This window comes from Myxosarcina sp. GI1(2024) (genome assembly GCF_053543375.1).
In genome coordinates, this window is record NZ_JBKGTY010000010.1 from 32517 (window position 1) to 52371 (window position 19855).

Sequence of the window (19855 nt, forward strand, 5' to 3'; positions counted from 1 at the left end):
ATGTAATCGGCAACCACAAGATTATCAGCTAATTTCATTTTCAACAATTACTTGTATGAAGATACATTAAATACCGATTGGTATTCTGTGCTTTTGTCAATCGTCCCTGGTTGACGATCGATTTTAGAGCTAACAGAACCGGAACATAAACAATAAAAGCGATCGCCTGAATAATCGAACGATAAGATAGAATGCGATCGCCTCGTCTAACCCACAAATATTTACGGCACTATTCGTAAAGCCAAGATTTGCGAATTGGTTCCCAATTAACTAATTCTTCGTCGTCAAACCAAAGAGCTACTTCTTTGCGAGCCGTCTCAATGGCATCAGAACCATGAATGAGATTGCGTCCGATACTCACGCCAAAATCGCCTCGAATCGAACCAGGAGCGGCAGAAATGGGGTTAGTTGCCCCAATCAAGTTTCTAGCAGCAGAGACGACGCTTTCACCTTCCCAAACCATCGCAATTACAGGAGCGGAAGTAATAAAATCGATTAAACCAGAAAAAAAAGATTTATCTTTATGAACTTCATAGTGTTTTTCTGCCAGTTCCCGCGAAACCGACATCATTTTTAGTCCTACTAAGGTAAAACCTTTGTCTTCAAATCTATTAACTATTTCTCCTACTAAATGACGCTGTACGCCATCTGGTTTAATCATGATAAAGGTGCGTTCCATCAACTCCCTCCAAATTTAGTTACAATTTTTTACAAATCCCAGATTAACTCAAATTTCCCCTTTTTTAACCTGTCGTCTAGTCAAAGCTAAATTTTAAGAATCTTCGCTGCGCTCTAATGCCAACTCAATTAGGCGATCGACTAACAGAGGAAAAGGTATGCCCGTAGCCGCCCAAAGACGAGGATACATACTGGTAGCGGTAAAACCAGGTAAAGTATTGATCTCATTGATAAAAACTTCTCCCGTAGCTTCGACATAGAAAAAATCAACTCTAGCTAATCCAGCAGCATCAACTGCGGCAAAAGCTTCAAGAGACATCGAGCGCAAGCGATCGCTTATTGCCTCGGGAAGGACTGCGGGTATGTTTAACCGTGCTAATCCCTCAGTGTATTTAGTCTCATAATCATAAAAATCGCTGTCAAAGGTAATTTCTCCCAATACCGAAGCCTGGGGATTATCGTTACCCAACACCGCACATTCTATTTCTCTGGCGACGACACCAGCTTCAACTACGATACGGCGATCGTAACTTGCAGCATTGTCTAAAGCCGCTTCTAATTCGTCGCGCGATCGCACTTTAGCAATCCCGACAGAAGAACCCAAATTCGCAGGTTTGACGAAACAGGGATATTCTAAGGTTGATTCAATCTCATCGCAGAGCTTGGGAAAACGGTGCGACCCCGCGTCAGCGTAAGACGCACTGGGTAGCGCACCAGAACAGGAGCTAGAACAAACATCGGCACGATTTACCGCTACATACTTTACTTGAGGTAGTCCCGCCCGAGCAAAGGCTACTTTCATCGCAATTTTATCCATACTCAATGCCGAACCCAAGACACCAGAACCGACAAAAGGAACTTGCATCAGTTTGAGTAAACCCTGTACGGTGCCGTCTTCGCCATTTGGTCCGTGTAAAATGGGAAACCAAACCTCTACTTCTCCGGCTTGTGGGGGAAATTGCCAAAGATTATCTTGACTTTTTCCTTCTAAAGGTTTGCCTGTAGTTAAAACCCGATCTGCCGACTCTCCGCTATGCCAAGCACCATTCTTATCGATGTAAACGGGCAAAACTTCGTATTTATTAGTATTTTCCGCCTGAGTTAAAGCCGAAGCGATCGCTCTTGCTGAAGTAATGGAGACTTGATGTTCTCCCGAACGTCCGCCAAATAAAAGCCCAATTTTTTTCTTTGCCATTAAATTCAATCGACTCAAAAATTTTATCTAGATGCTACATCATCTCGATCGGTTCTGGTCAAACCTATTGGAGATCTGGTGTTTGAAAAATACTTTTTAACAATAATCTTCATAACGGTACTCAAACAAAAATTATGCCCAAACAAAGCCTAAACTAGCTTTATAAGCTACGAATACGTCGCGATTTTGGTTCAGCCATGCGACAAAACGATAAGATATACCTGTACGAAAAGCTTCTAATGCTTCAGGAAATGTATTCAAAGGTTTGTTCGCCCAACGTCGTCTTAAACCTCCAGTTAACTTATGCCAAAGGATAAAAGTATAAGCACAAAAAACTAGAATGAAATGTCTTTCTAAACTCTTCTTATCTCTAACTTGATATTCTTTTAATCCTAACCATCCCTTGGCTTCTCGATAGAAAACTTCTACCCAGTTTCTCTGAGCATAAGTTTTAACTATCCATTGCTCTGTTACTATTTCTTCTTCAACGTTAGTGAGTAAGTAGTCAATATCTTCGGCATTTTCAACGACTGGTGCACTCATGACGATAGCTATTTTTCTGATTCCGTCTAGCCTTGATATTTCTGCTTTTACGATTGCCACCCACACAGTTCTAAGTTTTTCACCCTGAATTTGAATCTCCTTAAACTCCTTTGGGGATATTGATTTGGCATATTTATCTATTCTGATTGTTTCCGACTTTTCAGCGGAGCTTTTAACTAAAATTTTACGATTTTTTGCGATTCCTCCTATGTACTTTAGCTTGTTTATTTCTAATTGCTTCAGAAAAGATGTAAGGTAAACTTTTTTTACCATCATAGAGATGAGTTGTTACTAACACATTGCCATTATCTGTTTTGCCAATTTCCCCTATATACTGCCGTCCTACTCCTGCGGTAAAGTTGCCGCTCTTTCTATGTCCTGAATCGTCAATAATTAAGCTAAATCCTCTACTGATTTGGGTCTGTCTGCACTGGTTCATTACTTTTAGACGACGCTCGTTTATTTCGTTTGCCGACCAGGTTGCTTCAGTTAAGAAATGATGTAATTTATGGTACGTTACTCCTACCGCATCAGAAGCCATCTGATATATGTTTTTTCGCTCACTTTCTCCTAATAATCCTCCTAAATAATCTCTATACCCTCTTTTTTGCGCTTTGGTTTTCAATAAATCGTCAAAGCGTTTGCACCATTTATCAAAACAAGGAGGCATTGCTGCGGGAGTGGTTTCTTTCATTGGTTACTTCTTTGACGTAAAACACAACTTTGGCAAGTATTTTATCTCTTTTTGGCTTTGTTGATTGTTTAAGTACCGATAAGTTTGCCACTAAAATGCCACATTTAGTTGCTATGTTTGGGCATAAATAAATAGAATCGATAGCAGAGCGACTGAAATCGTGATGACAGCAACTTTACCTCACACACAAACTAAAACTAAGATCGAGCCTACTCAAGTCGAGCAACACAAACGCACTGTAGGAGTATTCGTTCATCATCGAGATGCCAAAGTAGCTATAGAAGACTTACGAGATGCAGGTTTTCCTCTAAATTGGATTAAACTTATTTCCCGTGACTGTTGGCGATATCATTGGCTGGATGGTTTGCATACTTGCGATCGCTTTGACGGACAATTTTTTGGTACTTCTGACCAATGTTGGCGATTTTTTCAGCGGCTTTTCCAACGGGGTAAATATTTAATTGCGATCGAAGCCCCTGGTCATTCTCTAGAGTATGCTGAAGCTATTTTAAGTCGTCGTCGCGGACGTGGAGAAGTTTGGCATCTTTAGAAAGTAAAAAGTAAAAAGTAGTGTTTTGTCAATTGACAATTGACGGGTAAAGGGAAAGGGGAAAAGGTTAAAGGAATTTATTTGTTTTTAGACAAATACCCATCAAAACAATGTTGACAGAGTAGTAGCAAGTTTTAAAAGGCAAAATTAAGCTCATCCCATTGGTGAATAGCGTGGAATTTCGTGTTAATTGTTGATGGTTGATAGTCAATGGAAATGAAGAATTAACAATGAACCATCAACAAATGTGGAGTGGGCTTTCCTCGTCGCTTTTAGTATAATTTCTCTGTCTGCAATAATCTCTGAGCTTTAATCCATCCTCATGTCTTTAACTGTTTACAATACTCTTACTCGTCGCAAAGAAGCTTTTGAAACTATCGAACCCAATCGAGTACTGATGTATTGTTGTGGCATTACCGTCTACGATTATTGCCATTTGGGTCATGCACGGACTTGTCTGGTGTGGGATGTAGTGCGTCGCTATTTACAGTGGTCTGGCTACGAGGTGGAATATATTCAAAATTTTACCGATATTGATGACAAAATTCTCAATCGTGCTAGAGAAGAAAAAACCTCGATGGAGGACGTATCGGAAAGGTTTATCGCAGCATATTTTGAAGATATGGAGAGATTGGGTGTGGGCAAAGCCGATGCCTATCCCCGTGCCACTCATACTTTAGATGGAATTAAACGTTTAGTATACGAACTAGAACAAAAAGGTTTTGCCTATCCTACTGCAGGAGATGTTTACTATACGGTGCGTCAATTTCCCGAATACGGTAAGCTATCGGGACGCAAGCTAGAAGACCTCCAGGCTGGTGCTAGCGGTAGAGTGGCGGTAGAGGATACCGAAGCTAGCAAGAAACGGGATCCGTTCGATTTTGCTCTCTGGAAAGGAGCGAAAGAAGGCGAACCAGCATGGGAATCACCTTGGGGAAAAGGTCGTCCTGGCTGGCATATTGAATGTTCGGCAATGGTTAGAGAGAGATTGGGGGAAACGATCGATCTGCACGTAGGCGGTAGCGATTTAGTATTTCCCCATCACGAAAACGAAATCGCACAGTCAGAAGCGGTAACGGGTAAGCCTCTGGCGAAATACTGGCTGCATAACGGTATGGTTAAAGTCGGTGGGGAAAAGATGTCAAAGTCGCTGGGCAATTTTACCACTATTCGCGAGCTTTTAGACAGACCTGTAGATCCTATGGCGGTAAGATTGTTTATTTTACAGGCACAGTATCGCAAACCAGTTGATTTTACTGACGAGGCATTAGAGGCGGCGACTAATGGCTGGCATACTCTCAAAGAAGGATTGCTGTTTGGCGATCGCTTTGGCGAGCAGTTAGGTTTGAATACGTCAGCCATAGAGGAAAAAACACGCCAATCTCTGATAAATCGCTTTAAAGATGCAGTAGATGACGATTTTAACTTTGCTGGTGGTTTGGCGGTTCTGTTTGAAATTGCTAAAAATTTGGCTAAAGAAGGTAACATCTTAGTTCACCAGGGAGAAACCCAAACTACTGCTGCAGAACTAGCATCCCAGTGGCGTACTTTAGTAGAGCTTGCCGAGGTTTTGGGTTTTGTCGTCCAACCAGAAACAGATAGTCAGGAAGCTACAGGCGGCTTAAGCGATGCCGAGATCGAAGCTTTAATCCAGCAGCGTCAAGAAGCCAGAAAAGCGAAAAATTATGCTGAAAGCGATCGCCTTAGAGATAAACTACAGGCACGAGGTATTACTTTAATCGATAAACCAGGTGGCGTAACTGTGTGGAATCGCAATTAATTTTAATTTTTAGGGATAATGTCTAATTATGCGCCATAAATCTTCTTAGCGAGTATTAATGACTATCAAGCGAATAATCTTATCTTTAATTACTTTAGTGGCGATCGCCAGAATTTTTCTCTCCCTCAACGACAGTCTTTCTCAGCCCCAGATTCAAAGCCGCCTAGAACTCTATCAAACCAATCTGGTGCTTTACGTTTCAGAATTCCAGCCACAGCGTGAGAACAATCCCGAGTATCTCAAAGCAGTCGATTCTTTGATCGGTGAAGAACCTTACGCCAAAGCGATCGAACAATACCAAAAAGCCCGTAAAGAAGCTAAAATCAGCCGCGAAAAATATACTGCACAATTACAGCAAGTAGAGATGAGTGGCGATCGCCGCGAGGCTCAAATAGTTGCCGATAACGAACCAACTAACCTCACTCCCCCTCAGCGACTGCAAATTGACAAACAAATTGGGGAAATAGACCGATTCATTAACGAACTAGATTTAAAACAGGGCATCCTCTACACCGCGCAAGATAAACTATCTCAAGCTAGATCTCTCTGGCAGCAAATAATTTCCCGCGATGGTTCTCAAGACAAATATGAGCAAACAGCAAAAGTATTAATTGGTCTATGGCAAGAACGACCGACTATAGCCAACAATAGCGAAGAGATTATTCAAACTAATCTCGATGGCTGGTTTCGCGATCGCGCTTTGGCAAGGCTATATCGGTTAGAAGATCGTTCCCAAGATCTAGCGATACTTCAGCAACGAGAACAACAACTGGCTAGAGACTCTCTGGTCAAACTAGCTTTAATTAGTGGTATTCCTGTATTTGGAGGCTTTGGCGGCATAATCTTGGCGATTTACTTAATCGTTCAACTGTTTCTCAACAAAGAGAAGGCCATTTTAGCTACAAACAGCGATAAAACTTGGCAGACGCCCTGGAATTGGGAAATTACCTGGCAAGTTTTGATTGTCGGCTTCTTTTTTATCGGTCAGTTTGCCTTGCCCTTTGTCCTTGGTTTATCGGGCTTGAACCCTGCTAACTATTCCTTAAGACTAAAAGCCATATACGTTTTTGGCACTTATATTTTGATGTCGGCTAGCGGAATTTTAGTGTTATATCTTTCGATTAAATCTTTTTTACCTTTACCCAAAGATTGGTTCAAATTTAAGTTTCTCAGCAACTGGATACTTTGGGGCTTCGGTGGCTATTTAGTTGCCGTACCTTCAGTGTTGCTAGTATCTTTAATCAATCAGCAAATTTGGAACGGACAAGGGGGCAGCAACCCACTATTATTTTTAGCTTTACAGGCTCAAGATCGAGTAGCTCTAACAATATTTTTTATTACCGCTTCGATTGCCGCACCGATTTTTGAAGAAGTAATGTTTCGTGGCTTTTTACTACCTTCTCTAACTCGTTACGTACCAGTGTGGGGTGCAATTGTGATTAGCGCACTAATCTTTGCCGTCGCTCATCTCAGCTTATCGGAAGTTTTACCCCTAGCCACATTAGGCATAATCTTAGGAATAGTTTACACGCGATCGCGCAATCTTTTAGCTCCGATGTTACTGCACAGCTTATGGAATAGCGGTACTCTGGTCAGTTTATTTATCTTGGGTAGTGGAATTTAGATGCAAGACAGAAGGCAGAAGAAATTATCAATTCAATTTAAGATCTCACCCCCCATCATGCGGCGATAGCGAATCTCCAACTCCTGCTGCAAACTGGGAAAGCCGGTCAAATTATTATCTGCCGTAATTATTTTTTCTGCTGCTTCTCGCGCCAAATTTAGCACTTCTTGGTCTTCTACCAGACTCGCCAAGGCAAAATCGGGCAAGCCAGACTGACGAGTTCCTAGCACTGCGCCTGGTCCGCGAAAACGCATATCGGCTTCGGAGATAAAGAAACCGTCGTTGGACTGTTCCAATACGGTCAATCGCTGGTTGGCATCGGGAGTTTTACTGCTACTCATTAGAAAACAGTAGGATTTGTGGCTGCCTCTGCCTACTCTTCCCCGTAACTGGTGTAGTTGGGATAGACCAAAGCGTTCAGCGTGTTCGATAACCATTACTGTGGCGTTGGGTACGTCTACTCCTACTTCAATTACCGTCGTGGAAACGATAATTTGACATTGATTGTCTCGAAAAGCAGTTAATGCTGCATCTTTATCTGCCGAACTCATGCGTCCATGTAGCAGGGCAATTTGAAATTCCGGAAAAATAACTTCGCTCAGACGTTGGTGTTCTTCGACTGCGGCGCGAAGATCGAGTTTTTCTGATTCTTCTACTAAGGGAAAGATAATATAAGCTTGTCTTCCCTGAGCCACTTCACGGCGAATTAGATCGTAAACTTTACTACGATCTCTACCAGTTTTCATTTTAGTAGTAACTGTCTGTCTGCCTGGAGGTAATTCGTCGATTTGACTGACATCCAAGTCCCCATGTAAGGTTAATGCTAGGGTACGGGGAATGGGAGTGGCAGTCATGGTCAGAACGTGGGGCGATTTACCCTTACTCAAAAGTCTGGCTCTTTGCTGCACCCCAAAACGGTGCTGTTCGTCAATTACTACCAAGCCTAACTTGTGAAAGTTAACGGTATCTTGAATTAGAGCGTGAGTTCCTACCAACAGAGGCAATTCTCCAATTTCAAGTTGGGAGTAAATTTCGCGGCGTTTGGCGATTTTAGTCGAACCAGTCAACAACTCTACGGGAAGATGCAGCAGATTGAACCAGGTAACTAACTTGCGATAGTGCTGTTCTGCCAAGACTTCAGTCGGTGCCATTAGTGCCGCTTGATAGCCAGACTGAATTGCTGCCAGGATAGCAAACACCGCGACGATAGTTTTTCCCGAACCGACATCACCTTGAACCAGGCGGTTCATTGAGACATCGGCTTTACCTAAATCTTGAAAAATTTCCGTGACTACTCGCTGTTGAGCATTTGTTAGTTGAAACGGCAAGAGGTGCTGTAACTTTTCGACTAATCGTCCAGTAGGGGCGAAATTAACACTCGTTTGGTTCTGCCTGAGCTGTTGGCGACGCTGTAAAAAGCCTAGCTGGAGGTAGAAAAATTCGTCAAATACTAGTCTGCGTCTAGCTTGAGCCAATTGCTCTTGAGTGTCGGGAAAATGAATATCGGCGATCGCCTGTTTGAGTTTTATCAAGCCATAGTGGTTGCGAATTGCCGCTGGTAAAGGGTCTTTGAGCTGGGCGGCGGCTGGTAGTACCGCGATTACCGATTTTCTTACCGTATCGGCAGGAACCCCCTCCGTCAAACTATAGACGGGCAATACTCGCCCCACTTTAATCGATTCGATACTCGCCCCCGCACCGTCTAAAACTTCTATCTCTGGTTTATCTAAGGTAATCCCGTATTTATTTTGCTTGACTAACCCCGAAGCGGCGACAATCGAACCTTTAGGATATCTGCGCTTTTGACTTTCTTGGGAAGCGCGACTGCTAAAACGATTGCCGGTTAAAAAACGGTTGATTTTAAGTCTTCCCGTGGCATCGCTCATAATTAACTCAAAGATGGTTAATTTTTTATTTTTCGGACTGCTAAAGCACTTACAGCTTACGACCGTACCGATGACCGTTACCGTTTCTCCTGGAGTAAGATGGGCAATTTGCATCTGACGGGCATAGTCGAGATGTTCCCGAGGATAATAAAATAGCAAGTCGCGAACGATATACAGACCCAAGCGTTCTAAATAATGACTTCTCCGTCCCACATCGATGACTTGACTTAAAGGTCGATCGAGAGTCAGCTTAGGTGTAAAATAGCTAGAATTGCGAGTGTTATTTAAAGACGCAGTGCGGGGCAATTTAGGCTTAGGAGGTTGGCTGGCAGTTTCGGCGATCGCCCGTTGCTGGTGCAAAAAGTTACGAGTGCCAACTACTAGTTGATGTCTTTGGGCTGAAGATAGTCTTGGATAGTGAGCAAATTTAGCCGCCAAATCTTGCCAGCGGGATCGCTCTTGCCGAGGTACATTTGCTGGTGGTTTTCCCAAACTCAGACAGAGAAACTCACTAAAGCGATATTCCTTACCTACCAAATCGCCGTAACCTCGTTCTGCTTCTATTGCCAGTGCTTTTTGCAACCTAATCCAATCTGGCTCGCTCATCCCTAGTATTATGGTGTTACTGTTACTCCATTATTCTTCATACCAACTAGATCGCCAAGCTGCTTCCGCCTCTGCCACAGTATAGTCTCGTTTGAGATCTTGATATTGACGTTGTAATTTGCTAATTTTATCCACTACAGCGCGAATCTGGTTGCGTCGAACATTCAACATCGTATCGGTAAATTCAATTTCTGATAAACGCAAACGCAGTAGATCGATCTGTTCGATCTTCGAGGATTTAGATTTTTGTTCTTTGTCGGTTTCAATAACTAAACTGAGAATATTAGGCAAATTTTTATTACGGCGATCGCCAAGATTAGAGTTGACTTCCTCAGCTTGAAGTGCTACTTCAAGAACTTTAGATGGTAGGCGAGTGGGAATAATTGTAGCTTCTTGCAAACACTTATTTGCTTTTTTAGACAGATTGTCTAAAGTATTTTTTATTTTGCTTTCCACCTGTTGATGCCAAAGAAGGAGATGTTCGGGATTTTTGAAATCTAATTTTTGTTGCAGGGGTTGGAAATTGCCTAAATCTCCTTCGCTCGAAGAAAAGATTGTGTTTGCCGCTTCGCTGGTATCGGAGTCAGAGACTGCTCCACCGTGTCCGTCACCAACGACGGAACCATAACTCTCATTTAGTTCGACTTCCTCTAACTCTTGTCTTGAGGTTTCTTCAGGCGAGGCAGGGTTATAAATGGGCTGTGAACCTGAGGAAGTTTCTTCCGCACCTCTTGTTTCTCGTTTCTCCAACGAGTCTTCCTCGTCTTCCGACGCTGACTGGTCTGTCTGTTGAGGGAATTTTTCTCGATTGAGTTCGATTAACTCCTCTTTACCAATTGAGGTTATAGGCAGATTTTTAATCATTTCTGCCAGTAAATTGAGTTCGCGCTGAGCTAACTGAAGTTCTTCTGCAGCTCCACAGTCAATTATTAATGGCTTAAGTTCTTTGCCTAAAGTTCTCAGTTTTTGCTGTAATTTTTGTTTTTGGCTTAAGGACAGGCGTAAAAAAGACTCGGGATAAATTTGGGTGCATAACTGATAGCTTGCTAAAATAAGCTGTTGTTTTGCCGACTGGCTCAATAGCTCTAAATATTGAGCGTAAGCATCTTGAAGTTCTCGCCCAGTCTTCTCTACGCTTGATTCTAATTTTTCTAAATTTTGTTGAATTTGCTGAATTGATTTTGCCATCTTATTTTTTTTTAGTTATAGCAAAACTAACTTGTAAGCAACAGGACTGAGTTGAAATTAATGGTACGATCCTGCCGACCTATGTGTTTATGGCTACAAAACCACTACGCGACATAATTCTAAATCATCTTCGCTATAACCCGAATGAATTTCAGTAACTTCAAAACCCCACGCTACTAAATCACGCTCGATCCAGCCTCGGGTCAAATTATCGCGGCGGTTGCGGTATTGCGAAATGATTAATCGACCATCTTTAGAAACAAACTTCGCTATCAATCGCTCGACAAACTGTTTTTGATAATTGCGCGGGACGTAATTCAGTTCAGTCCGCACGTAGTCAAAGCGTTGAGATGGAGACCAATTCCAAGCATTACCGACATACATATGGTCGGCATAAGTTGACAAACGTTCTCGAGCTAGGGCAACCAGTTTGACTGAGTAATCGATACCGTATGGGGTTAGCTCGATTCCCTTCAGCTGCGACCATGCAACTAAACACTCCAGCAAGTATCCATTAGCACAACCAATATCGAGATACTTGCCAGGTCGATTCACCGCTGCTAGGTTAGGCACGCGCAGTCGCGTCCACTCCTCAAATGTGCCACTCATACCCGATTGCTGCCAAGGTGTTGGTGCTGCAGTATACGAACTTTCTAGAACTTGTTTGACCTGGAGAAACCAAGCTGGTAAATCTGTTGATAACACGTCATCAAACGCAAACCCACACTGACAGCGTTTAATTGCTTTGTTGACATCTTCTAAACATCGAGGACAACGCATTACAAAATTGCAACAAATCGAAGCAATACGACACTAATTTATCAAACCCATAGAAAGCTAATTTCTTAATTGAGACGATCTTTTAACAAGTTCACTCCGCCTTCAGGCGACGGAGTAATTCTCGAGCTTAGTTGGCTATAGCTTAAACTTGAGTAAGTTGCGATCGCCCATTAGCTAGATAAGGACATTCTTAACTTAAGAATAACCGTTTTTGACTATTTCTGTTCCGTTTACGCCGCAACTTCTTTAGCAGAATTAGACTATTCTTTTTCGATGCCTTCACCCAAAACAAAGCGAGCAAAACGTCGGATTTGAATGTTTTCTCCCAACAGGGCGATGCTTTGCTTGACTAATTCTTCTACTGTAATGCTTTGATCGCGAATATAAGGCTGAGGCAGTAACGAAAGCTCATTAAGACGCTTGCCAATTCTACCACTGACAATTTTTTCTTTGATCTCTTCTGGTTTGCCGGCTAAGTCTTCGCGACCTTTTTCGATTTCTTTTTCTCTAGTTACTATTTCTTCAGGAATATCATCTACTCTAACGTATTCAACGTTCGGGCAAGCTGCAATCTGCATGGCAACATTTTTGACTAATTGCTGAAATTCCTCACGGCGAGCTACAAAGTCGGTTTCGCAGTTTACTTCTACCAACACGCCAATACGTCCGCCAGTATGAATATAGCTTTCTACTAAGCCTTCTGCGGCTACTCTGCCTTGTTTCTTATCCGCTGAAGTGATGCCTTTTTGGCGTAACCACTCGATAGCTTTGGACATATCTCCACCACTTTCAGCGAGAGCTTTTTTGCAGTCCATCATTCCCGCACCTGTTTTTTCGCGGAGTTCTTTGACTAATTTTGCCGATATGTTTGCCATGGGTTTTTTCCTAATGTGAGACTTAAAATATAGTGATGACAAGATGATTTTAGATCCTAAGAGGATGATTTTTACGCCGGATAGTTAACTAAAATCGGTCTTTCTCAGAGAGACTCCACTGAGGAAGCGGCGAGCTCGTGGAGAAGAAACCTTTCCACAACAAGTCTCGCCAAGACAGGACGGAGCTTCTGCCAACTCAATCAAATTACGTTACTCTTCGCTGTCGTCTGCAGTGACTTCAGGGTTAGCAGCAACGGCAGCAGTTTGAACTTGAGATTCAGCAGAATCGGCAGCTTCAGCAGTGGTTGCGACTTCTTCTTCTGCTTCAGCAGAATCCATGTCTTCGATACCCTCTTCAAACTCTTCATAATCGTAATCTTCTTGAGTATCTAATTCGCCATGACGACCTTCGTAAATTGCGTCTGCTAGTTTGCCGACAATTAGCTTAATCGAGCGAATGGCATCGTCATTAGCAGGAATTGGTATATCGACAATTTCGGGGTCGCAATTGGTATCTAGGGTAGATACTACGGGAATGCTTAGTTTTTGACACTCAGAAATAGCGTTATGTTCGCGTTTTTGATCGATAATTACTACGATATCGGGAACCCTACGCATAGTTTTAATCCCGCCGAGATACTTTTGTAGTTTACTCAGTTCCCGGCGTAAAACGGCAGCTTCTTTTTTCGGTCTTTTAGCTAATGCTCCGCTTTCGTCTAAATGTTCTAATTCTTTAAGTCGTTCGACTCTAGTTTTGATGGTTTCCCAGTTAGTCAGCATTCCTCCCAGCCATCTTTGGTTGACATAGTATGCTCCACAACGACTGGCTTCTTGGGCGATAATTCCTGCTGCTTGGCGTTTGGTACCGACAAATAAAACTCGTTTGCCCTGTTCGGAAGCAGAACGCATATATTCGTAAGCTTCTTCCATCAACTGAGCGGTTTGCACTAAGTCAATAATATGAACGCCATTCCGAGCCGTATAAATATACTGAGACATTCGAGGATTCCAACGGCGAGTTTGATGTCCGAAGTGAACCCCAGATTCTAATAGTTCTGCGAGAGATACAACTGGCATATTTTATTTACTCCTGTTCGGGTTGATGCCTCCATTCAAGGGGGACTCGGTTACTGCAATCTCTGTAGCTGAGGAGTCCAGTGTCGATTTTCTGTGAATTTAGAAAACACCCGAAACCTTGAATGTGTGAATTTGAAAAACCTATATAGTCTAACATGAGAAGGAAAACCCAGGGCGGCGCAGGGAGAAGACGAGGTGACTGGACGACGGGGAGAAAAAGTAATATTTAATAATTACACTAAATAAAAAATCGCTCGCCTAGCTGATATGGATTTTCTATTTTTATCAAAACTGTTGCCTTTGTTGGTTTATCCCGTAGGGTTGAGCTGTATTTTGTTACTGTGGGCGTTATTTTTCGCTAGAAAGCGATCGCGCGATACTTTCGTTCCTGTTTTGTTGGCTTTAATAATTTTATTTCTGGCTGGCAATGAAAGGGTAAGTACTTTTCTGGTTAAGTCTCTAGAATGGCAAAATTTACCTCCAGAAAATTTGCCCACTGCTGAAGCCATAGTAGTTTTGGGCGGTGCTACCCAAAGTAACGATTCACCAAGGCTGATGCCTGAGATTAACCAACATGGCGATCGCTTACTCTATGCCGCTAAACTATACCGAGATAATAAGGCTCCCGTGATTATTCTTTCTGGCGGACGTATTCCCTGGTATGGTGAAAGTATCTCAGAAGCAGAAGATATGGCGGTTTTGCTGGAGTTGATGGGAGTTCCCCAAGGAGCGTCGATCTTAGAACCGGATTCTTTAAATACCTATCAAAATGCCGTCAATACTAAAAAAATTTTGTCAGAAAAAGGGATCGAGCGAATTTTATTGGTAACTTCTGCCATGCATATGCCGCGATCGCTGGCTATCTTTGCCAAACAAAATATTGCCGCTATTCCCGCACCTACAGATTTTACAGTTACCGACCGTAAATTCAATGAAGCTAGAGACAATCTTCAAACCAGAATTTTAAGTTTGATTCCTTCCTCTGGTAATTTAGATCGTACTACTATGGCACTTAAAGAATATATTGGCTTATTGGTTTATCGGCTCAAAGGCTGGCTTTAATCGAGTGCAATCGTCGAGTGGATCGGGGAGCGAGCGCATCTTTAAAAGTTATTTTGGTGCTGGTGCCACAGCGCGAGCGCCTGTTGATGAATGTCGCGCCAAGGAAGTTGGTATTGACTGGCGAGAGCGGCACAGTCTTCATATTCTGGGTGTATGTTGACAATTTGTTTCTCGTTGCCCTCTCCCCAACTGGCGACTTTAATCCTTACCGCTCCATATTCAGTTGCTACTGTCTCTATTTCGCGATTTAAAATAGTTCTCGATTGAGTTGTTTCTCTAATGCCCAAGGTAGTAGTTTCACGGAAGATAATCGTTTTGCAAGTAGACGCTAATTCTGGATGAGAGATAACCGTTAACAACACCCCTACTCGCGATTTTTTCATGGCGATCGCTTGGGTAAATACGTCTAGGGCACCAGCTTGGAATAGTCTTTCTAGAGTATAGGCGATAGCTTGAGGACTGAGATCGTCGATTTGAGTTTCTAAAACAGTTACAGTTTCCCGTTGGAGACGATCTACAGGCATTGCTGAAGCAGCGTTATTGTTTGAAGTTCCCAACCACAGCCGCAGAATGTTAGGTATGGTTAAATCTCGCGAACCCGCACCCAAGCCAATTTTTTCGATGGTCATGGCGGGGGGAGAACCAAAGCTATTAGCTAAAGTAGTGGCGATCGCCGCACCCGTTGGGGTAACCAGTTCTTTGGCGATCCCATTACTATATACTGGTACTTTCGCCATTTCCCACAGCTTGACTACTGCAGGTACGGGGACTGGCAATTTACCATGAGCAGTCTCAATTATACCACCACCCGTGGGCAGAGCAGAGCAATGTAGCTCATCGATTCCCAACCAGTCTAGACCCAAGCAGGTACCGACGATATCGATAATCGCATCAGTCGCACCGACTTCGTGAAAATGCACTTTTTCTGGTGGGATGCCGTGTACTGCTCCTTCGGCAATTGCCAATTGCTTAAAAACTCGCAAACTCCAGTCTTTGGCACGATTGCTTAGAGTAGCCGCAGCGATAATTGCTTCGATTTGAGGTAAGTGTCTGCGGTGATGGTGATGAGAATTATGGTTGGACAGAATTACGCCAACTTTAGTAGCTAGCTGACCATTACGGTTAACTTTTTCCTGTTTTAACTGATATTCTTGTTCGATACCGAGACTACGAAGGCGATCGAGCAAATATTCCCAGGGTACACCCAAATCCACTAATGCACCCAAGCACATATCCCCAGCAATTCCCGTAGGACATTCCAAATAAGCGACTTTACTCATAAAATAAAACTACCACGAGTATTCTGTAAAACCTCCACTCGATCTTAACTATTGACATTTGCTCGTTGCTTATTAAAGATTTTTTATGGCTACTTTATACGAACTACATCCTGAAAATCCCCAACCACGTTCGGTCGAACAAATAATTACTGCCTTAAAAAAAGGAGCGGTAATGCTCTACCCTACCGATACGGTTTATGCGATCGGCTGCGACTTAAACGATAAATCTGCTGTAGAAAGAGTCAGACAAATCAAGCAGCTTTCAAACGATAAGCCGCTAACTTTTTTATGTTCTTCTCTATCTAATATTGCCGAATATGCTAAGGTTAGCGATCGCGCCTATCGCATTATGAAACACCTGATTCCTGGAACGTATACTTTCTTATTGCCCGCTACCAAACAAGTACCGAAGATGGTTCTAAGTCCCAAACGTAAGACTACAGGTATTCGCGTTCCCAATTCTATCTTATGCCAAGAATTGCTTAAAAATTTGAACAATCCGATTATCTCAACCTCGGCACATATCCCCGATGAAGAAGGAGATTTTCCCACTATGGGAGTAGAAAAAGCTGTATTGTTTGATGCTTTAGAAAAACAAGTCAATATTATCATCGATAGCGGTCTAGAACCAGGATTTGAGGTTTCGACGATTATCGATTTTACAGAAGAGCAACCCGCGATCGTCCGTAAAGGGATGGGCTTTCCAGAAGTAGAAAAGTGGTTGGAGATCGTTTAAAAGCAAAAATTGCTCGATGCTAAAATCATCTTTTGTCCTCATACAGCGGTTTGCACGACTAACTAGTACGGTTTAGTTTCTTAAGCTTGATTAACTACCTTGTCAGTTGTCAGTTTCGCACCGCTCTGGATCTTGAAGCCAGTCGGCAAATTCTTCTTTGAGATCTTGAGCTTTTGGATTGAGTTGCAAGTCGGTCAAAACCTGCTCATATCCAAAATTGCTAGTAAATAAATTGACTACTCGTTTTATATATAAGTAGTCGTTTGCGCGAACTAAATTATCGAGTTATCTGTTTGCCTAAAGTTGCTCGTCCAGACGGTACTGTTAAAAATATTGGCGATGAGCTAAAAATTTGTATCGATATTTTAAACGAAGTCAAGCCAGGCGATCGCCTTATTTTAATCAGTGGCGATGGTGATTTTTATCCTGTCATCGAAGAAATTAAGCAACGTAATGTAGAGCTAACAGTTGTTGCTTCCCAAGATTCTGTCAGAAATAGATTGCAATTTTTGGCAGATAAGTTTGTCGAGATCGATACCATTCAAAACTCGATTGCCAGCAAAGTAAATTTATACGCTGCTTAAGCTATAAAACCTCTTACCCTATAATCTTAATCTTACAGCAGTTTTCGTTTGGGTAGACCATATCTCGATTTGAGGCAGGAGGCAGAGGAAAAAAGTCGATCTGTTGTGTTCTATTCAACTGAAAAGCGCAGTTACTCTGTGTCACAATACAATTTAATTTAGCAATCTACATTTACTCTAATAAGTATCGATTTATTGCTGATACTCATCATCACGCCAAGTTCCTTCAACTACCGTACCGTCGGCAAAAGTATAAATACCAGTACCATGTTTTTGACCGTTACTAAATTCTCCTTGATAAGTATCGCCACTGACATAGTCACAAACCGCTTCGCCATTTAGCTGTCCATCCTGAAAATTTCCTTCACAGCGATCGCCATTAGCAAAAATATAAGTTCCCTCACCATTAAACTTACCGTTACTAAACTCTCCTTCATAACGGTTCCCCGAAGCATCGGTAAATACTCCCTGACCAGAAAATTCTCCCCGACTCATTTGACCTCGATAACTGCTGCCATCGGCAAAAGTATACGTACCCGTACCCTCTGGTTTACCGTTGGCGAATTCTCCTTCGTAGGTGTTACCGTTGGCGTATTTTCTTACTCCGTTGCCATTGAATTCACCTCGAGCAAAATCACCCTGATAACTACCACCACTAGCGAAACTGTAAGTTCCCCGACCCGATGGTTTGCCATTACTAAACTGTCCTTTATAGGTGTCGCCATTGCTATAGGTGCATTCTCCTTCACCATTTAGTTGACCGTTACTCACTACTCCCGAACAACGGTCGCCATTGGGATAGATGAAAGTACCAGCACCGCTTGGAGTACCATTGCTAAACCGTCCTTCATAGCGTCCCCCATCGGCAGAAATGTAGGTGCCTTCACCATTGGGTTGTCCGTTGCTAAATTCGCCTTCATAGCGATCGCCGTTAGCATAAGTTCTCGTGCCGCTACCGCTTATCGTATCGTTCTCAAAAGTCCCCTGATATTTGCCGCCATCAGCAAAAGTATAAGTTCCCCGACCTTGCTTTTTACCATCGACAAACTGTCCTTCATAGCGATCGCCATTACTATAGATACAAACTACCTTGCCATTAAGATTGTCGGCAGTAATATCTCCTTCACACTTACCACCACCGCTAACCTCTACTACCTCGGCTAAAGTCGCAATTTGGCTACTTAGACTCAAACCGGAAGTCAAAGCGAAAATTATCGTAAATTTAGAGATTAGATTAGTCCGATTAATCATTACTTATTACTTATTACTTATTACTTACTCTTGTTGATGCTGCTCGATGCGCTCTCGAAACTTACGTAACATTTCCGAATCTACTTCAGTTTCTGAGGTAGTGGGCATTGGTTTGGGTTCGATTGAAGGATCTAAAACGGGTTGCTGCTGTTGTGTTTCAGCTTGTCTTTCTCTTTCTAACTGTTCCTGACGTGCCTGTTTTTCCTGTTCTAACTGCTGTTGACGTGCGGCTTCTTGTTGTTGGCGTTCTCTTTCTAATTGTTCCCGCTCTCTTTGTTCTTGACGTGCAGCGCGGTCGTATTCCGAACCGGCTACAGTAAAATCGATTTTGACTCTAACTGACGCGCTACCACCACCAGGAGGAGAATCGAATTTCATCTTTCTAGCGGCGAGTAATGCTTGACGATTTAGTTGGCTATTGCTGTTAGCTGAAGCAAGTTTGGCACCGATAACATTACCGCCAGCATCGATAGTCAGTTTAACTCCTGCACTACCTTCTGCTCCCTCTAAAGCCGCCGGATACTCTGGCTCGCAGTTACTGACACAGCTAATTCCTTCACTAGTGCTCGGTTCTGGACGTGGTGGCGCACTACTACCGATAGCAACTGTCCCTGGTGTCCCGGGATTGCTACCGCTACTGTCAGAGGACGCTGACACCGAGCTACTCTCAGCAGTAAAGCTTTGACTTAGAGAGTTCTGTCGAGCAGTACCTTGAATTGGTGCAGAAACAATTGAAGGTGTGGCTGCTGGAGTAGGAGAAGTTAGAACTTTTTGCGGTGTCGGTTTGGGCGGAGACGTTTGCGTTTTTACTGGTTCTGGAGGTTTTACCGGAGGAGGGGGTGTTTTGGCTTTGACTGGTTCGGGTTGGCGTTGGGGCTTGGGTTCTGGTTCGACTACTGGTTTGGATTCAATTTTAGGTTCGGGTTGGGGTTTATCTTTCGGTTTGGGCTTATCGACAATAATCAACTCCATCGGTTTTTCGGTTTTGGGCGATTCAATCGACCACCGAGGAACAGCATAAGCGAGTATGCCGTGAAACAATCCCGAACTAGCAAAACCAAATATAAGTAATTTTTTAAGTCGCTGTCGTTCTTGCTGACGTTTTTGAATGCAGAAGTTAGAGGTAAACATAACAGGCAATTTACTTTCCCAGATGGACGATTGAGATTAACCGATGCTCAGACAGGCAAAGACAAGCTCCGCAGTTATCTCAGACGAAGATCGAGGAAGCTCCGCTGCTGAAGAGTGAAGTCTCTCTGTGATAATTGCAGTTATCACTCCGACCTGTTGAGAAGCTTTTGAAATAATTAACGAGTTTTTACACCATGCTTGTCAAGCTTATTGTTAATATATATCATTTAATTCGAAAAAATAAATCGCTACATCAAGATCTCTTTTGTGTTCGAACTCACAATTTTGACTTGCTAGAAGACATAATACTCTTTAAAAAAGCATAATTATCTGAC

17 protein-coding genes and 1 pseudogene are annotated in these 19855 nt (G+C 42.8%); 6 read left to right on the plus strand and 12 right to left on the minus strand.

Going from position 1 to position 19855, the window contains the following annotated elements; all coding sequences use genetic code 11:
• Positions 1-40: 40 nt before the first annotated feature.
• The 4 genes and pseudogenes from ACLFKQ_RS25360 to ACLFKQ_RS25375 all read right to left on the minus strand — a co-directional run bounded on the left by ACLFKQ_RS25360 (position 41) and on the right by ACLFKQ_RS25375 (position 3110).
• Positions 41-217, minus strand: a complete 177-nt coding sequence (locus ACLFKQ_RS25360) for a hypothetical protein (protein WP_449002460.1) — start codon at positions 215-217, stop codon at positions 41-43.
• A gap of 12 nt (positions 218-229) precedes the next feature.
• A complete protein-coding gene (gene ndk, locus ACLFKQ_RS25365) occupies positions 230-679 on the minus strand; it encodes a nucleoside-diphosphate kinase (RefSeq protein ID WP_449002461.1) in 450 nt (149 codons plus the stop codon).
• Between the two features lie 93 nt (positions 680-772).
• A complete protein-coding gene (locus tag ACLFKQ_RS25370) occupies positions 773-1873 on the minus strand; it encodes a D-alanine--D-alanine ligase family protein (RefSeq protein WP_449002462.1) in 1101 nt (366 codons plus the stop codon).
• Between the two features lie 132 nt (positions 1874-2005).
• A pseudogene (locus ACLFKQ_RS25375) lies at positions 2006-3110 on the minus strand (transposase).
• Between the two features lie 163 nt (positions 3111-3273).
• On the opposite strand from ACLFKQ_RS25375, the gene ACLFKQ_RS25380 reads away from it, so the two are divergent.
• The 3 genes from ACLFKQ_RS25380 (at position 3274) to ACLFKQ_RS25390 (ending at position 7064) form a co-directional block, all read left to right on the plus strand.
• Positions 3274-3660 (plus strand): hypothetical protein, encoded by a 387-nt coding sequence (locus ACLFKQ_RS25380; protein ID WP_449002463.1) that lies wholly within the window; start codon positions 3274-3276, stop codon positions 3658-3660.
• Between the two features lie 322 nt (positions 3661-3982).
• The gene (gene cysS, locus ACLFKQ_RS25385; RefSeq protein WP_449002464.1) at positions 3983-5440 is read left to right on the plus strand and encodes a cysteine--tRNA ligase; all 1458 of its coding nucleotides are present in this window, start codon (positions 3983-3985) and stop codon (positions 5438-5440) included.
• A 58-nt stretch (positions 5441-5498) separates the two neighbouring features.
• Positions 5499-7064, plus strand: coding sequence for a CPBP family intramembrane glutamic endopeptidase (locus ACLFKQ_RS25390; RefSeq protein WP_449002465.1), 1566 nt, complete (start codon positions 5499-5501; stop codon positions 7062-7064).
• Positions 7065-7096: 32 nt separating this feature from the next.
• Here the strand turns inward: ACLFKQ_RS25390 and recG are convergent, their stop codons facing one another.
• The 5 genes from recG to rpsB form a co-directional block, all read right to left on the minus strand.
• A complete protein-coding gene (gene recG, locus ACLFKQ_RS25395; RefSeq protein WP_449002466.1) occupies positions 7097-9556 on the minus strand; it encodes an ATP-dependent DNA helicase RecG in 2460 nt (819 codons plus the stop codon).
• Positions 9557-9586: 30 nt separating this feature from the next.
• Positions 9587-10744 (minus strand): hypothetical protein, encoded by a 1158-nt coding sequence (locus ACLFKQ_RS25400; RefSeq protein WP_449002467.1) that lies wholly within the window; start codon positions 10742-10744, stop codon positions 9587-9589.
• Between the two features lie 93 nt (positions 10745-10837).
• A complete protein-coding gene (locus ACLFKQ_RS25405) occupies positions 10838-11524 on the minus strand; it encodes a class I SAM-dependent methyltransferase (RefSeq protein ID WP_449002468.1) in 687 nt (228 codons plus the stop codon).
• A 260-nt stretch (positions 11525-11784) separates the two neighbouring features.
• Positions 11785-12399 carry a translation elongation factor Ts gene (gene tsf / locus ACLFKQ_RS25410; protein ID WP_449002469.1) on the minus strand — a complete coding sequence of 205 codons (615 nt, stop codon included), beginning with the start codon at positions 12397-12399 and terminating at the stop codon, positions 11785-11787.
• A 210-nt stretch (positions 12400-12609) separates the two neighbouring features.
• A complete protein-coding gene (gene rpsB / locus ACLFKQ_RS25415) occupies positions 12610-13476 on the minus strand; it encodes a 30S ribosomal protein S2 (protein WP_449002470.1) in 867 nt (288 codons plus the stop codon).
• 267 nt (positions 13477-13743) lie between these two features.
• On the opposite strand from rpsB, the gene ACLFKQ_RS25420 reads away from it, so the two are divergent.
• Complete coding sequence (locus ACLFKQ_RS25420; protein ID WP_449002471.1) at positions 13744-14538, plus strand: YdcF family protein; 795 nt, start codon at positions 13744-13746, stop codon at positions 14536-14538.
• Between the two features lie 41 nt (positions 14539-14579).
• Here ACLFKQ_RS25420 and larC read toward each other — a convergent pair whose 3' ends face one another.
• On the minus strand, positions 14580-15818 hold the full coding sequence (gene larC, locus ACLFKQ_RS25425) for a nickel pincer cofactor biosynthesis protein LarC (RefSeq protein ID WP_449002472.1): 1239 nt from the start codon (positions 15816-15818) through the stop codon (positions 14580-14582).
• An 85-nt stretch (positions 15819-15903) separates the two neighbouring features.
• Between larC and ACLFKQ_RS25430 the strand changes: the two genes are divergently transcribed.
• A complete protein-coding gene (locus tag ACLFKQ_RS25430) occupies positions 15904-16554 on the plus strand; it encodes an L-threonylcarbamoyladenylate synthase (RefSeq protein WP_449002473.1) in 651 nt (216 codons plus the stop codon).
• A gap of 263 nt (positions 16555-16817) precedes the next feature.
• Positions 16818-17138 (plus strand): NYN domain-containing protein, encoded by a 321-nt coding sequence (locus ACLFKQ_RS25435; protein WP_449002474.1) that lies wholly within the window; start codon positions 16818-16820, stop codon positions 17136-17138.
• A 192-nt stretch (positions 17139-17330) separates the two neighbouring features.
• On the opposite strand, the gene ACLFKQ_RS25440 is transcribed toward ACLFKQ_RS25435, so the two are convergent.
• Positions 17331-18389, minus strand: coding sequence for a hypothetical protein (locus ACLFKQ_RS25440; protein WP_449002475.1), 1059 nt, complete (start codon positions 18387-18389; stop codon positions 17331-17333).
• 24 nt (positions 18390-18413) lie between these two features.
• Complete coding sequence (locus ACLFKQ_RS25445) at positions 18414-19520, minus strand: TonB family protein (protein WP_449002476.1); 1107 nt, start codon at positions 19518-19520, stop codon at positions 18414-18416.
• Between the last annotated feature and the right edge of the window lie 335 nt (positions 19521-19855).